The following is a 14419-nucleotide window of genomic DNA, read 5'->3' as shown; positions in this document are numbered from 1 at the left end:
CCCGGCCCCGGCTCACGAGAAGGCGTCCGAGATCGCGGACAGGTCGATGTCGGCCCCCAGCACCAGCCCGACGAGGACCAGCAGCAGCGCGGCCGGCACCAGCACGAGCGAGGTGACCAGCGTGACCCGCGGTGCCGTCTGCGCGGCGCGGCGGCGGGCGGCCTGGGCGCTCTCGCGGCGCATGTCGACGGCGATCTGGGTGAGCGTGACGCCCAGCGGGGCGCCCAGCTCCTCGGCCTGCAGGAAGGCGGTGACGAAGCTGTGCATGGCGCTGGAGCCGCTGCGCCGCTCCATGGCGGAGAAGGCGACCCGGGTGCTGGCCCCGTGCGCGAGCTGGTCCAGCGTCAGCCGGACCTCGTCGGAGATCGCCCCGCTGAACCGGTCGGTGACCCGGGCCAGCGCCGAGCGGAACGAGATGCCGGCGCTGACGGTGACCGAGAGGATGTCGAGGAAGTCCGGCAGGTCGCGGTCGATGCTGTCGCGGCGCCGCCGGGCCTGGCCGGCCACCCGCATCAGCGGCAGCAGCAGCGCGACCACGGGGATGAGCACCAGCCCGACCACCTGGCCCTGGACGGCGAAGAGCACCGCCACGGGCGCCAGCAGCAGGGACCACCAGCAGATCTTGCGGAGCAGGCCGTCGACGCTGACCCCGGCCGGTCGGCCGGCGTGGTCGATCTGGCGCTGCAGGTAGCCGACGCCCGTCGGGCCCAGCAGCCGGCGGAGCCGCGGCACCAGCCGGCCCGCCAGCCGGTCCAGCGGGGACAGCCGACCGGCGGCCTCGCGGCGCCGCTCCTCGCGGAGCAGCACGAGGTCTGCCGCGTCGAGGTAGGTCGAGGCGCTGCTGCGCATCATCCGGTAGCCCAGGCCGAAGGTGAGCAGGGCGCCCGTCAGGCCCAGCGCGGGCCACAGCGTGGAGAAGGTGATCACTACCGCTCCGTCCGGGTCATCCGGGCGACGACGAGGTAGCCGGTGGCGAACAGCCCGCAGGCCACCACCAGCGCCACCTGGCCGACGAGCTCCTCGGTCATCTTCTGCACGGTGCCGGGCTGGACGACGTTGAGCATCAGCAGGATGCCGACGCCCATGGCGATGACCAGCGTGCTGGTGGCGCGGGCCTGGGCCAGCGTCGTCCGGATCTCCCGGCGCACCTCCTTGCGGTCGTCGAGGGTCAGCGAGATGTCGCGCAGCGCCCCGACCAGCGAGCCGCCGGAGCGGGCGCTGACCACGAGGGTGGACATCAGCACCCGGACCTCGCGGGCCGGCAGCCGGTCCAGCAGCTGGAGCATGGCGGCCTCCAGTGACGAGCCGAACCGGACGGCGGCGTTGAGCCGCTGGATCTCGGTGCGGGCGGGCTCGGCCATCTCCTTCTCCGCGACCGCCCAGGCGGTGGCGATGCTGAGCCCCGCGCCGGTGGCGTTGGAGAGGATCCGGGCCAGCTCGGGGATCTGGGTGACGAACTTCTCCCGCCGGCGCTCCCGGGCCCGGCGCAGCCACGCACGCAGCAGGACGTAGCCGCCGAGCAGGCCGACGAGGCCGAACGCCGGCGCCAGCAGCCGGGCCAGCACGTAGGGGATGGTCGCGGTGGCCAGCACGAGCACGGCGAACACCGAGGCGGGCGGGTAGGTGACCCCGGCCAGCACGAGGTCGCGCTGCAGGGCGCGACCCAGCCGGGTGCGGTCGAAGCGGCGGGCCAGCCGGCGCAGCGGCGAGGCCGTCGGCTCGGCGGTGACGGTGCCCGCGAGGGTGCCGGCCACCACCTGCCGGTGGTCGGCGGCGTGCAGCGCCAGCTGGCTGATGCCGGCGACGAGCAGGACGACGAAGAGGGTCAGCCCGACGAGGACGAGGGTCACGGGGCCACCTCCCAGCCGGCCGGCAGCTCCTCGCCCGCGGCGGCCAGCGCCCGGACCAGCTTGGCGGGCGCCGGGTGCCGGACGAACTGCCGCGTCGACGGGTCGAACTCGGCGAGCGTGTGCAGCCGGTAGTCCTCCCGGCGGGCCGAGACCACGTAGGCGATCTGGGTGATCCGCCGGGTGCCGTCGGCGTGCCGGGACAGCTGGACGACGACGTCGATGGCGTTGTTCACCTGGTCGCGGATGGCCGCGAACGGGATCTCGACGTCGCTCATCGTCGCCAGCGTCTCGATCCGGGAGAGCGCGTCGTCGGCGGTGTTGGCGTGCACGGTGGCCAGCGAGCCGTCGTGCCCGGTGTTCATCGCCTGCAGCATGTCCAGGGACTCCCCGCCGCGGACCTCGCCGACGATGATCCGGTCGGGCCGCATCCGGAGCGCGTTGCGGACCAGGTCGCGGATGGTCACGTCGCCGCGGCCCTCGACGTTCGGCGGCCGGGTCTCCAGCCGGATGACGTGCTCCTGGGCCAGCGAGAGCTCGGCCGCGTCCTCGACGGTGACGATCCGCTCGCGGGCCGGCACGAACTGCGACAGCGCGTTGAGCAGCGTCGTCTTCCCCGAGGCGGTGCCGCCGGAGACGATGACGTTCAGCCGGCCGCGGACGCAGGTGGCCAGCAGCTCGGCGCTGGGGCCGTCGAGGGTGCCGCGCTGCAGCAGCTCGGCCAGCCCGTAGGCCTTGGGGAACAGCCGGATGGTGACCGACGGGCCGTCCAGGGCCAGCGGCGGCAGCACGACGTTGACCCGGGCGCCGCGCGGCAGCCGGGCGTCGGCAGGCAGCCGGGCGTCGACCATCGGGCTGGACTCGTCGACGCGGCGGTTGACCGCGGAGACGATCCGGTCGACGGTCTGCAGCAGCTGGGCCTGGGAGGTGAACCCGCTGGGGATCCGCTCCAAGCGGCCGAACCGCTCCACGTAGACGGTCTCGTGCCCGTTGATCATGATCTCGGAGATGCTGTCGTCGGCCAGCAGCGGCTCCAGCACGCCGAGCCCGACGGCCTCGTCGACGACCCGGCGGACCAGGGTCGCGCGCTCGCGGCTGGAGAGGATGACGCCCTCGCGGGAGATGAGGTGCGCCAGCACCCGCTCGAGCCGGGCCCGCCGCTCCTCCGGCGCCAGCTTGGACAGCTCCTGCAGGTCGACCTCGTCGAGGAGGATCTGCTTGAACCGGCGGACCTGGGCGTCGTCGGCCTCGCTCTCGCTGGCGTCGCGGCTCTGCGGGCGGGCGAAGTGGCTGAAGTCGCGCCTCACGGGAACACCACCGTCCGGCTGACCCGGCGGTCGGCCAGGAACAGCATCGGCGGCGCCTCGACCGTCACCCGGGCGCCGTGGTCGGGGCCGAAGGTGACGACGTCGACGACCCGGACGGCTCCGGGCACGCTGGCCGCGGCGGCCTGGGTCGCGGAGGCGTCGAGGGAGTAGGCCCGGGCCGCGTCGCGGGCGGCCTGGTCGGCGGCGTGCGCGGTGTAGGCCATCACGAGCACCTGGAGCGCCAGCACGAGCACGACGAGCACGACCGGCACCAGCGCGACGGTCTCGATGCTGGCCGAGCCGGCGTCACGGCGTCTCACCGGGGCTCCCGGACAACGGTGTGGTCGACGACGACGGCGACGTCACGGGTGACGCCGGAGCCGAGCAGCATCGGCGAGCGGACGGTGACGGCCACCCGGTCCCCGCCGGCCGCGACGCGGAGGTCGGACCGCAGCCCCGCGGGCACGGCGTCCCGCGCGGCGGCGTCGGGGCTGGTGCCCACCGCGACGGCCCGCGCCGCCGCACCGGCCGCCACCCCGGACCAGACGAAGGAGACCCCGAGCAGGACGAACTGCAGGCAGACGGCCAGCACGACGAGGGCGACGGGGATGAGGGCGACGTTCTCCACCACCACCTGCCCGGCGTCGGCCGGCAGCCGCCGCCGAGCCCGGTCCTCCGCTCCCTGAGCCTGACCTCCCGCGCCCTGAGCTCGTCGAAGGGCCTGAGCCGAACCCCCCGCGCCCTGAGCCTGACCTCCCGCTCCCCGAGCCTGACCTCCCGCGCCCTGAGCCTGTCGAAGGGCCCGCTTCCCGGCACCCCTCTCCTTCTTCCCCGCACCCCGCCCACCGCCCGGGGCCGCCCGGAGGGCCACCTCGTCGTCGGCGCCGCCGGCCCGCCGGGAGACGGCGACGGCGTCGTCGAAGGCCCGGCGCACCTGCAGCTCCGCGCCGACGGCCCGCAGGCTCCGCCACCAGACGGCGTTGCGGACCTCCGACGGCATCCGGGCGTTGCCGGCGCGCTCCAGGCCGCGCTCGAGGTCGGGGATCAGCACCTGGGAGCGCAGCCCCAGGGCCAGCTGGTCGATGGTGTCCTGCTGGATCTCGCTGCGCCGGACGAAGCGGTTGACGACCACCCGGACCGCGGCGGCGTCGGCGACGCCGAGGGACTCCCAGGCCGTCACCTGCCGGCGGGCGGCGCGCAGGGCGGGCACGTCGGCGGTCACGACCTGGAGCGTGACGTCGGCCGACTCGACCGCTGCGGCCTGCGTCGTGGTGACCGCCGAGCCGGTGTCGACCACGACGAGGTGGTAGAGCGTGCGCAGCTGGGCGAGGATCCGGCGGACGGCCTCGGGGCTGACGAACTCGGTGTCGCGGATCTCGGTCGGGGCCAGCAGCAGGTGCAGGCCGCTGGTGTGCACCACGACGGTGTCGGCGACGGCGCGGGAGGCGAGGTCCTCGCTGATCTTGGCCAGGTCGGCCACCGAGACCCGGTGGCTGACGTCGAGGTAGCTGGGCACGTCGCCCTTCTCCACGTCGAGGTCGACGAGGCAGACCCGCATGCCGGGCTCGGTCGTCGCGGTGTCCCAGGCCAGGTGGGAGGCGATGACGGTGGCGCCCACCCCGCCCTTCGCGCCGGCGACGGCCACCACCCGGGCGCCGCGGCTGCTGCCCGCGCCCCCGGGCTCGGGGTGGTCGGACAGCGCCGAGCGCAGCGTCGAGCTCCACTCCAGCAGCGCGGCCAGCCGGTGGTTGAGCTCCTCGAGCCCGAACGGCGCGGCCAGCACGGCGCGGGCGCCGGCGTCGAGGGCCTGGCTGTAGGTGTCGGCCGAGCCGGCCGTGCTCACCACGACGACGGCGAGCGCCGGGTTGCGCAGCGTCAGGTCGCGGACCGTCGGGGCCACCGAGCCCGGGCCCAGCCGGTCGTGCACGAAGAGCAGCGCGGGCCGGTGGGTGAGCACCGCCGCGACCATCTCCGACGTCGACTCGGCCACGAAGGCCACCTCGACGTCGATGTCGCTCTGGTCCAGCAGGGAGCGCAGCTCCTGCACCACCACCTGGTCGGCGACGGCGATCACGGCGCGGTTCATCGGGTTCCCTCCTCGGGGACGGCCTTGCCGCCGAGCTTGCGCGCGTCGAAGGTGTCGTCCTCCTCGCTGCGGTCCTGGGCCACGCCCGGCGGCAGCCCGACGAGCCGGACCTCCTGGGCGAGGGTGTTGGCGTACGTCACGCCGAGCGCCGCGTCGGGCTGCAGCGCGAGGGTGACGGGGATGACGTTCTGCAGGCTCTTGGCGTCGGGCGACTGGACCTGCTGCTGGCCGGCGACGGAGACGACGCGGACGTTCTCGACGAGGATCCGGGCCTGCTTGGTCAGGCCGGGGACGTCGGTGAACACGGCGTAGACGTCGACCCGGTCGCCGGGGCGGACCCGCCCGGCCAGCCCGGTCACGGCGTCGACGTTGACGGCGACCTCGCGCTCGGTCGGGTCGAGGTCGCTGGGCGGCACCAGCCCGTCGAGGCTGACGGGGGAGCCGGCGGCCAGCGGCGTGGCCGTCACCCGGCCGTCGACGTCGGAGCTGCGCAGCACCGTGCCGGCCGACGCCCAGCGCTCGGGCACCTCGGCGGGCTCGGTGTTCTCGCTGGACAGCGTGGTGAAGGCGGGCAGGTCCTGGGTGACGCGGTAGACGGTGACCATCGGGCCGACCTGGGCGTTGACGTCGGCGACGTAGCTGGAGACCCCGACGAAGACGAGGACGGCGGCCAGCGCGGACAGCACCATCAACATCACGCCGCGGCGTTGGCGGGGGTTCATGCGGATCCTCCTGCGGGGACGAGGGGACGGGCGGGAGCGGGCCCGGTCGCGGGGACCGGCGGAGCGGGCGGGGCGGGGGCCGGCGGGGCCGGCGCGACCGGCGGCAGCGCCGCGGGGACGGCGGCGGTGCCGCAGAAGACGCAGCCCGCGGCGCCCGTGCCCGCGCCGCAGACCGGGCAGGCGGGCCCGGGCAGGACCGGCCCGGTCGGGGCGACCAGCAGGGTCAGCTCGACGGAGCCGGGGCTCGCGTAGGGGCAGCCGGGCGCGGGGCCGGCGTCGACGGCGGTGCCGGCCCGGCCGTCGAGGTGGCGGGCGAGGGCGTCGGGCAGCGGTCCAGCGCTGTGCAGCACCGCCGCACCGGCGGCCCCGGCGTCGGGGCCGAGGCCCAGCCGCGCGGGCAGCAGGCCGGCGGCGCCGACCTCGGCGAGGTAGCCGGGCCGGCCGAGGAGCGAGCGCAGCCGGGCGCCGGCCGGCACGGGCTGCGGGGTGCCGTCCCACGCCCCGGCGCGGCCGCCGGCCCGCGGGTACCAGACGAGGCTGCGGGAGCGGGCGGCCACGGAGCGGACCAGGGCGACGGCGCGGCCGGGGTCGTCGGCGGCGGCCGGGCCGGCCGCCAGCCGACCGGCCAGCAGCAGCGTCAGCGCGTGGTGGTCGAGGACGAGGACCCCGACGCGGAGGTCAGGCCGGGCGGCGACCAGGACGTGCGCCTGCTCGCGGGCCCCGCGGGCCGCGTGCCGCGGGCTCAGCACGAGGACGGGCCCGCGATGGCGGTCCCCGACGGCGGCGAGGAGGGCGCTCGGGACGCCCTCCGGGAGGCCGACGACGGGGTCCAGGCCGGACGCCCCGGCCACGGTGATCATCAGCACAAGTCCCCCACGGGTCCGCCGGCCCGCGACGGGACCGGCACGCTGGTGCGGGCCCCTGCGGCCCGGCTGCGGCGTGAACCTACGGGCGGCCGGGGTCACCGCCCGGGGCGTCCGGACGGCCGGGGTAGGGCTCAGGCCAGCGGGGCCAGCACCGTGCAGAGGTAGGCGCCGAGCAGCATGGCCGGGCCGAACGCGAGGGCGCCGCCGCGGTCCACCCGGCGGGCCAGCAGCAGCACCAGCGCGGCGAGACCGCCCAGCACGAAGCCGCTGAGCAGGCCCACCAGCGCGTCCGACCAGCCCCACCAGCCGAGCAGGCCGCCGAGGACGCCGGCCAGCTTCACGTCGCCCAGGCCGAGGCCCTCCCCGCCGGGGCTCAGCAGGGCGGCGAGCAGGAACGCCGCGACGCCCGCGCCCGCGCAGGTGAGCGCGCGGAGCAGGGCGGCCGGCTCGCCGGTGACCACCGCGCAGGCGGTCAGCAGGAGGGCGGCGACGGGGTAGGCGGGCAGCACGAGCCGGTCCGGGAGCCGGCGCACCTCGAGGTCGACGGCGGCCAGCAGCACGGCCCAGACCAGGGCGAGCGTGAGCGTGGCGAGCACGACGGGCGGCTGGTCGGCCAGGAACGGGCCCGCGGCGACGGCGCCGACCACGGCCACCAGCGGCACCGCCCAGGGCGGGACGCTGCGGTGGTGCTCGTCGTCGGGGCGGCGGTGGTGGCCGCGGTGCAGCCAGCCGGCGGCGAGCACGCCGAGCAGCCCGGTCACGCCCACCCAGACCCACGCCACGGCTGGCTCCCTCCCGCCGGTCGCCACGCGCGGGACCGGTCTGCCCCCGCGACGACCTAGAGTCGGGTCTCCCGACCCCGTGGCGGAGGCGGCGCGACTGTACCCCGGCGCCGGTCCCCGCCCGGCACCACGACAGGGAGGCCCCATGCGCGCGACCCGACGGACCGGCGCGGCGCTCGCCGTCCTGCTGCTCTGCGGCCTGGCCGGCTGCGCCGACGACGGCAGCGGCGCCTGGACCGAGGTGGAGGACGGCCGGCTGCGCGTCGACCGGCCGACGGCGTGGTCGGCGCCGGTGCCCGTCGAGGCACCGTGGACCGCCGGCTTCACCCCCGGCGAGGGTGCCGTCGAGCAGCTCCAGGTGTCCGGCGACTTCGGCGACCACACGAGCGCGGCCCAGGGCATGGGCACCCTCGTCGGGCAGGCCCAGGTGGGGCTGCGCGGGTTCACCGTCGTCGAGAGCCGCGACGTCGAGATCGAGGGCGCCACCACCGGCCGGCTGACCCGCTACACCTTCACCGACAACGGCGGCTCGCAGCTGACCGGCACCTGGGTGGTGGCCGCCCGCTGGCCCTCCCCGCAGTCGGTCGCCGTCTCCTTCCTCACCCCGCAGCCCGACCCGGAGCTGGAGCGCCGCGTGCTGGAGTCCCTCGTCCTCGACGCGGACGGCTAGCCGGCCGGGCCCGCCGTTGGGCCCGCGGGCCCACGACACCGACCCCGGCCGCCCCTAGCGTCGAGCCACCGGACCGCACGGCCCGGCACGACGACGAGGGGACCCCATGCGGCAGCGCGGTGCACGGCTCACCGGTCGGCCGGCCCGCGGCGCCGCCACGCTGGAGGTCGCCGCCGCCTACGGCCTGGCCGCCCTGCTCGTCGCCGCGCTCCTGCTGGCCCTCGTCGGCAGCAGCGTGCCGGGGATCGCCGCCCGCGCGATCTGCGTCGTCCGCTCCGCCGTCGACGGCGACGCGTCGGGCTGCGCGCCCGCGACCGAGGTCCCGCCGCCGGTGGTCGACCCGTCCTTCGACCCCGAGCCGGCGCGCTGCAAGGTGAACGAGACCTCGGAGAAGGTGAACGCGCAGATCAAGATCGCGTTCATCAGCTTCGGGGAGAACGCCGGCTTCGTCGAGACCACCTACAGCGACGGCACGGTCACCTACACCGCCACCGACGGCGCCTCGCTGGGCGTCACCGGCGGCTTCGGCGGCCGGCTGGACATCGGCAAGGTGCAGCGCGGGGCCAAGGTCGACTTCGGGGCCGGCGTCACCGTCGACTACGGCAGCACCTGGGTCTTCGAGGACGCCGACGAGGCCGAGGAGATGCGCGAGCAGCTCGACCAGTACCTGGTGGAGCAGGAGACGCTGAAGCACGACAGCTCCGGCGGCTACGCGATCTACCTGGCCATCACCGGCGGCACCGACCCGCCCGACGCGCCCACCCTGCAGGTCTCGACCTTCGAGGTGAACGCCGACGTCAGCGGATCCGTCGGGCTCAGCTTGCCCTTCGACCCGGGCAGCACCGAGGGCCCGGCCCTGACGCTGGCCCAGGCCGGCCTCAAGTTCGGTGGCACCGGCCGCTGGACGCTCATCACCGACGCCGACAGCGGCGCCACCACCTACGTCACCGGCGGCGAGGTCTACGGCCAGGTCAGCGGCCAGGTCGGACCCGCGGCGGGCGAGCTCAAGGGGGTGCTCGGCTCCAGCATGGCCATCACCCGCGACGAGGACGGCCAGATCACCCGGGTCAGCCTCGTCACCACCCGCGAGGGCAAGGCCACCGGGACCCTCAACTCGGGACAGGGGAACCTGGGCGGCAACGCCTCCGACTCCAGCTCCGCGAGCGACGTGACCGTGACGACGACCACCCTCGACGTCACCACCCAGGACCAGCGCGACCTCGTCGACGCCTGGCTGGCCGCGCAGGCCGACCCCGAGGCCGCCGTCTCCCCGCAGACCTTCTTCCCCGACCGGATGGTGCCGGGCGACGCCTTCCAGAACCTCATGTACACGAACGCGACGGTGAGCAACGTCCAGTACGACAACGTCAGCGACAAGACCGGCTTCGCCGCCGAGGTGAAGCTGGGCCTCGCCTTCGGCATCGACCTCAGCCTGGAGACGACCGACTCGACGGCGGTCGACGCGACCTACCTCGACGTGCCCGGCGCCGACGGCATCCGGCCGCCGGTCGACTTCCCCGCCTGCGAGGCGGGGTGAGCACCGCCGTCCTCACCCCGGACGGCGGGCTGCGGGCGCTGCTCCTGCGGCTCTTCCTCGTGCTGCCGCCGGCCCAGGTGCTCGGGGTGCTGCTGGCCGGCGGGTTGCTGGGCGTCTCCGGCCTGCTGCCCGGACCGCCCGGGCTGACGGCGCTGGTCCCCGTCGTCACGGGGCTGGTCGGCGGGGCCGCGGCCGGGCTGCTGGTCGAGCCGGCCGGCGCGGGGCTGCGCCGCGCGCTCGCCGCGCAGGCCGCCCTGGGCTCGGCCTCGGTGCTGCTGCTGACGGTGCTCGCCGCGCTCGCCCTGCCGGCCACCTCGGCCGCGCCCCCGGTCCTCGGCTCGGCGCTGGGCGCGCTGGCGGTGGTGGTCGTCCAGACCGCCACCGCCGGGGCGCTGTGGCGGCTGCGGTCGCGGCCGTGACGACCACGCTCGAGGTGATCAGCAGGACAGCCGCGCGCCGAAAAAGGCTCTCCTGTACCGGTAGCCGAAGGAGTCCGTGCCCACTGTGCGTGCTCCTCGGACGGTGATCCCGCGGGGTGAACCGCGCAGGACCGTGACCGCGCCAGCCTGGTGGTTCTCGCCGAAGGCGCCGATGGTGAGGTCCAGGCTCCCGTCACCGTCGTGGTCCAGAAGAGCGAGGCCACCGCCGAAGAAGTCCCGCGGTTCTGCCTTTCCCGGGATGCCCACCGTGTCCTGGTCGTAGCGGCGATTGCCCGTCGTCTGCCAACCGCTGGCGCCGCCACGAACCACGACGACGCCGCCACGCTCCGAACGCTTGCCGGGCACGCCGACCACCAGATCCGAGTAGCTGTCCCGGTCCAGCCGGCCCACGACGACGCAGACACCGAACCCGTCCATGCTGTCACTGATGCCAGGGACACCTGGCGAGGTCTGGTCGATGACGCTGGTCCTGGCCACGGTCAGCTCCGCCTCGCCAGCGAGCTCGAGCACCGTCACCTGGCCATCGCTCGGGTTGTCGATGTCGCCGCCCCCCGAGCCCACCACGACCTCCGCACGCGGACCGCGCATGACGTTGCCCACGGCGAGCGAGGACAGGCCGTGGTCGAGCTCGTGGGTGAGACGTGGGCACCCGCCGGGTCCACCTCGCTCCACCTGGCAGACGCTGATCGATCCGGGGTAGGTGTTGCCCTCGCGGTTCGAGCCCTTCGAACCCACCAGCAGATCCCCGTCTCCGTCCCCGTCGAGATCGCCCACCGCCAGCAGGCCTCCGAACCCCATGTCGTATCCGTCGTCCTGGCCGGCGTCGAACCCACGCAGCAACGTGGTGCCCGCGGTCGTCACCCCGTGCGCACCGCCCAGCAGGACCTGCACGGCACCTGTCCCGAGACCTCGCGAGGAACCTTCTCCGGGGGTACCCACGACCAGGTCGGGATAGCCGTCGAGATCGAGGTCGGCAGCCACCAGGGACTCCCCCCACCGCGCGGCCGTAGCAGCGCCGCCCGGTGCGGAGAACGCATCGGATCGACGCGGGTCCAAGCCCGTCCTCGAGCCGTACACGACCGTGACGGCACCAGCCCCCGGCACCGCACCGACCCCCTCGTCAGGGGCTCCGATCGCCAGGTCGGCGTAACCGTCGTGGTCGAAGTCCGCACTGGCCACGGAGGCACCGAAGGCGTCCCCCCGCTCCGCGACACCCGGGATGCCGCGGGTCGACTGGGTCAGAGCGCGTCCCCGCGTCGACAGTCCTCTGCTGGTGGCCCCGTACACCACCACTCCGCCGGCATCGCCCGCCGTGCCGACCCTCATCACCGGGGCGCCGACCACCAGATCCGGATGACCGTTCCGGTCGAAGTCGAAGGGCCGCACCACTGGCACCGCCTCAGCAAGCGGTGCGAGCAAGGTCAGCGACAACGCGAGACACGCAGTGCCCGCGGCTAGAACGCGCACGGTTCTCATCAACCCGGACCTCCCGCCTCGGCGCTCAGCCTCCAACATCCTCCTCCCGGGAGGGGGTGCCAACTACTAGATCTGCCATCCCGCACCGATCGGACGCTGCGTCGGAGCGGTGACACGAAGGTGATCCGCTCACACGCTGCAGGGAGACCCGCCGTCAGGCGGAGCCCGCAGTCGTGAAGCCGGTGCCCACGCGTGCGAGCCCTCCGACGACACCGGGGCCTTGAAGGTCACCGAGCGGTTCCTCGGTCGTTCTGCGACGACTACCGGGAGCTGGGTGAAGGAGCGGGCCCACGGCTCCGTCGACGACACCGCGGCAGAGTCGGCCCGGGTGGCGCTGGCGCTGACGCTGGACGTGGTGGTGCGGCTGTTCCCCCGATCCTGCCGTTCGCGGCCTAGCGGGTCTGGTCCTCGTGGAAGAACGGGCGAACCACCGGGCCCCGTGGCCGCCGCGGTGGGCACCGAGGGGGACCCGTCCGTGCTGACCGACGTGGCGGCAGCCCTGATCAGCACCCGCGGCCAAGTCCCAGGTCGAGGCGTCCCTGAAGACCGAGTTCCGCCTCGCGGGCAGCCCCGGGTTCGTCCAGCGGCTGGGTCTCTTCGGGGCGCTCTGCGGGGTGAGCCAGTTGGTCGGCGCCGTCGGGGTCTCCGGGTGGCGTCATGCAGGAAATCCCGGAGTCAGATGTCCTTCTCGGGCGATCTCGATCGTCCCTAGGGTGAGGCGGGACCGTGAGGGCCCCACCCATCGGAGAGGAACGATGATGGCTCAGTACGCAACACTCATCTACAGCCGCGATGTCGACTGGTCCGAGCCGCAGTACGCGGCCGAGATGGCCGAGTACAACGAGTTCGGTGCGGCGGCGGCGGCCGCGCTCCGTGGAGGCGCCGCGCTCTACCCCACGAGCACCGCGACCACGGTCCGGGTGAAGGGGGGCAAGGGGGGCGACATGGTGACGAGCGACGGCCCCTACGCCGAGACCAAGGAGGCGCTCACCGGCTTCTACCTGCTCGAGGCGGACGACCTGGACGCGGCGCTCAAGCTGGCGGCGCAGATCCCTGCTGCCTGGGACGGCGCCGTCGAGGTGCGACCGGTGCTCCAGTTCGGCCAGTGACGTCGACGACCACCCGGGCTGCCGTCGCCCGAACCGTTCGAGAAGCGGGCGCCCGGGTGGTCGCCACGCTGGCTCGTATGACCCACGACGTCCAGCTCGCCGAGGACGCCGTGCAGGATGCCTCCCTCCGTGCTCTGACCGCGTGGGAGGCCGAGGGGATACCGAACGCGCCGCGGGCCTGGCTGACGGTCGCGGCCCGGAGACGGGCCCTCGACCTGGTGCGCCGGGAAGCCGCCCGGGGCGGCAAGGAGGAGGAGGCGATCCGGGTGCAGAACCTCTTCCGAGCCGAACCACCGGACTCCGACGTCCCGGACGACCTGCTGCGTCTGATCTTCACCTGCTGCCACCCAGCCCTGTCGACGGAGGCGCAGGTCGCACTGGCGCTGCGGACCCTGTGCGGTCTGAGCACCGCCGAGGTGGCGCACGCCCTGCTCGTGCCAGAGGCGACGATGCTGAAGAGGCTGACTCGCGCCAAGCAGAAGATCAAGCAGGCACGGATCCCCTACCGGGTCCCGCCGGCGGCCGAGCTCCCCGACCGCGTGCGCGGCGTGGTCTCGGTCGTCTACCTGCTGTTCAACGAGGGGTACGTGGCCTCCGCAGGCGACACGGCCATCCGGACGAACCTGGTCGACGAAGCCACGCGGCTGGCGTGGTTGCTCCACGAGCTGATGCCCGACGAGCCCTCGGTGTCCGGCGTGCTCGCGTTGATGCTGCTGCACGACTGCCGGCGCGAGGCCAGGCTGGACGGTCACGGAGATCCGGTGCTGCTCGCCGACCAGGACCGGAGCACGTGGGACCAGGACAAGATCCGCGTCGGCGTCGAGCTGCTGGGCCACGGGCTGAGCCGGACGCCCGACCGTCCCGACCCCTACGTCGTCCAGGCGGCCATCGCCGCCTGCCACGTGCTTGCCCCCAGCTACGCCACGGTGCCCTGGTCAGCGATCGTCTCGTGGTACGACGTCCTGCTGACGGTCAGCGACACGCCGGTCGTCCGACTCAACCGCGCTGTAGCCGTCGCGGAGCTCTGCGGTCCGGCGGCCGGGCTCGCCGAGGTGGACGGGATCCCCGACCTGCCGCACTACGCCTGGTGGCACGCGACGCGATCCCTGCTGCTGGCCAGACTGGGACGTCACGAGGATGCCGAGAAGGCCCGCGAGACGGCCCTCGGTCTGGACGCCAACCTCGTCCTCCACCACGGGCTGAGCACGGGCGACGTGATCGCGTGATCGGCGCGTCAGCCCCCGGGCCACCGGCCCCGCGTGCCGGCCGGCGACGGGCCGCCGACGTCAGGCGGCTCGGTCCAGGGATCGCACGGAGGCGGGGAACCGAGACCAGGGAGCAGAACGCCGGCGCCGCCCCAGGGGCTGCGCCGGCATCTGGCCGAGCTGGCGGTGGCGGAGAGATTTGAACTCTCGGAGGTTTTACCCTCACGCGCTTTCGAGATCTGCTGACCACATGCCGGTCGGGTACAGCGGCGTCCGGTGGGGCGGGCACACCAACCCAGAGGACGGATGCTGAACGAGGGCGAACGGTGCTGAACGAGACTAGAAGTGAGACTGGGTCCGCCTAGGTCGGCC

14 protein-coding genes are annotated in these 14419 nt (G+C 74.6%); 5 read left to right on the top strand and 9 right to left on the bottom strand.

Annotated features, from left to right (window positions below):
• Positions 1–12: 12 nt before the first annotated feature.
• The 8 genes from JOF54_RS12320 to JOF54_RS12285 form a co-directional block, all read right to left on the bottom strand.
• On the bottom strand, positions 13–927 hold the full coding sequence (locus JOF54_RS12320; RefSeq protein ID WP_210056167.1) for a type II secretion system F family protein: 915 nt from the start codon (positions 925–927) through the stop codon (positions 13–15).
• Positions 927–1850 carry a type II secretion system F family protein gene (locus JOF54_RS21935; RefSeq protein WP_210056165.1) on the bottom strand — a complete coding sequence of 308 codons (924 nt, stop codon included), beginning with the start codon at positions 1848–1850 and terminating at the stop codon, positions 927–929. The genes JOF54_RS12320 and JOF54_RS21935 overlap by 1 nt, the downstream gene beginning before the upstream one ends.
• Positions 1847–3154 (bottom strand): TadA family conjugal transfer-associated ATPase, encoded by a 1308-nt coding sequence (locus tag JOF54_RS12310; protein ID WP_210056155.1) that lies wholly within the window; start codon positions 3152–3154, stop codon positions 1847–1849. Before JOF54_RS12310 ends, JOF54_RS21935 begins: the two co-directional genes overlap by 4 nt.
• Positions 3151–3474, bottom strand: a complete 324-nt coding sequence (locus JOF54_RS12305) for a TadE/TadG family type IV pilus assembly protein (protein ID WP_210056153.1) — start codon at positions 3472–3474, stop codon at positions 3151–3153. The genes JOF54_RS12310 and JOF54_RS12305 overlap by 4 nt, the downstream gene beginning before the upstream one ends.
• Entirely contained in the window at positions 3471–5240 is a 1770-nt protein-coding gene (locus JOF54_RS12300; RefSeq protein ID WP_210056151.1) for a CpaE/TadZ family protein, read from the bottom strand. The genes JOF54_RS12305 and JOF54_RS12300 overlap by 4 nt, the downstream gene beginning before the upstream one ends.
• Positions 5237–5962, bottom strand: coding sequence for a Flp pilus assembly protein CpaB (gene cpaB, locus JOF54_RS12295; protein WP_210056149.1), 726 nt, complete (start codon positions 5960–5962; stop codon positions 5237–5239). The genes JOF54_RS12300 and cpaB overlap by 4 nt, the downstream gene beginning before the upstream one ends.
• Entirely contained in the window at positions 5959–6822 is an 864-nt protein-coding gene (locus tag JOF54_RS12290; protein ID WP_210056147.1) for a hypothetical protein, read from the bottom strand. Before JOF54_RS12290 ends, cpaB begins: the two co-directional genes overlap by 4 nt.
• Positions 6823–6959: 137 nt before the next feature.
• Positions 6960–7610 (bottom strand): prepilin peptidase, encoded by a 651-nt coding sequence (locus JOF54_RS12285; RefSeq protein WP_210056145.1) that lies wholly within the window; start codon positions 7608–7610, stop codon positions 6960–6962.
• A gap of 145 nt (positions 7611–7755) precedes the next feature.
• Between JOF54_RS12285 and JOF54_RS12280 the strand changes: the two genes are divergently transcribed.
• The 3 genes from JOF54_RS12280 to JOF54_RS12270 all read left to right on the top strand — a co-directional run bounded on the left by JOF54_RS12280 (position 7756) and on the right by JOF54_RS12270 (position 10236).
• On the top strand, positions 7756–8280 hold the full coding sequence (locus JOF54_RS12280) for a hypothetical protein (protein WP_210056136.1): 525 nt from the start codon (positions 7756–7758) through the stop codon (positions 8278–8280).
• A 106-nt stretch (positions 8281–8386) separates the two neighbouring features.
• Positions 8387–9817, top strand: a complete 1431-nt coding sequence (locus JOF54_RS12275) for a hypothetical protein (RefSeq protein WP_210056135.1) — start codon at positions 8387–8389, stop codon at positions 9815–9817.
• Complete coding sequence (locus JOF54_RS12270; protein ID WP_210056133.1) at positions 9814–10236, top strand: hypothetical protein; 423 nt, start codon at positions 9814–9816, stop codon at positions 10234–10236. The genes JOF54_RS12275 and JOF54_RS12270 overlap by 4 nt, the downstream gene beginning before the upstream one ends.
• 18 nt (positions 10237–10254) lie before the next feature.
• On the opposite strand, the gene JOF54_RS12265 is transcribed toward JOF54_RS12270, so the two are convergent.
• Entirely contained in the window at positions 10255–11733 is a 1479-nt protein-coding gene (locus JOF54_RS12265) for an FG-GAP and VCBS repeat-containing protein (protein ID WP_210056131.1), read from the bottom strand.
• A 758-nt stretch (positions 11734–12491) separates the two neighbouring features.
• On the opposite strand from JOF54_RS12265, the gene JOF54_RS12260 reads away from it, so the two are divergent.
• Together JOF54_RS12260 and JOF54_RS12255 are read left to right on the top strand one after the other, a co-directional pair.
• Positions 12492–12842, top strand: coding sequence for a YciI family protein (locus JOF54_RS12260; RefSeq protein ID WP_210056129.1), 351 nt, complete (start codon positions 12492–12494; stop codon positions 12840–12842).
• Positions 12839–14068 (top strand): RNA polymerase sigma factor, encoded by a 1230-nt coding sequence (locus JOF54_RS12255; protein WP_372443491.1) that lies wholly within the window; start codon positions 12839–12841, stop codon positions 14066–14068. The genes JOF54_RS12260 and JOF54_RS12255 overlap by 4 nt, the downstream gene beginning before the upstream one ends.
• Positions 14069–14419: the final 351 nt, after the last annotated feature.

Source organism: Microlunatus capsulatus (genome assembly GCF_017876495.1).
In the GTDB taxonomy this organism is placed as follows: domain Bacteria; phylum Actinomycetota; class Actinomycetes; order Propionibacteriales; family Propionibacteriaceae; genus Microlunatus; species Microlunatus capsulatus.
This window is presented reverse-complemented; position numbering and strand designations above follow the sequence as displayed.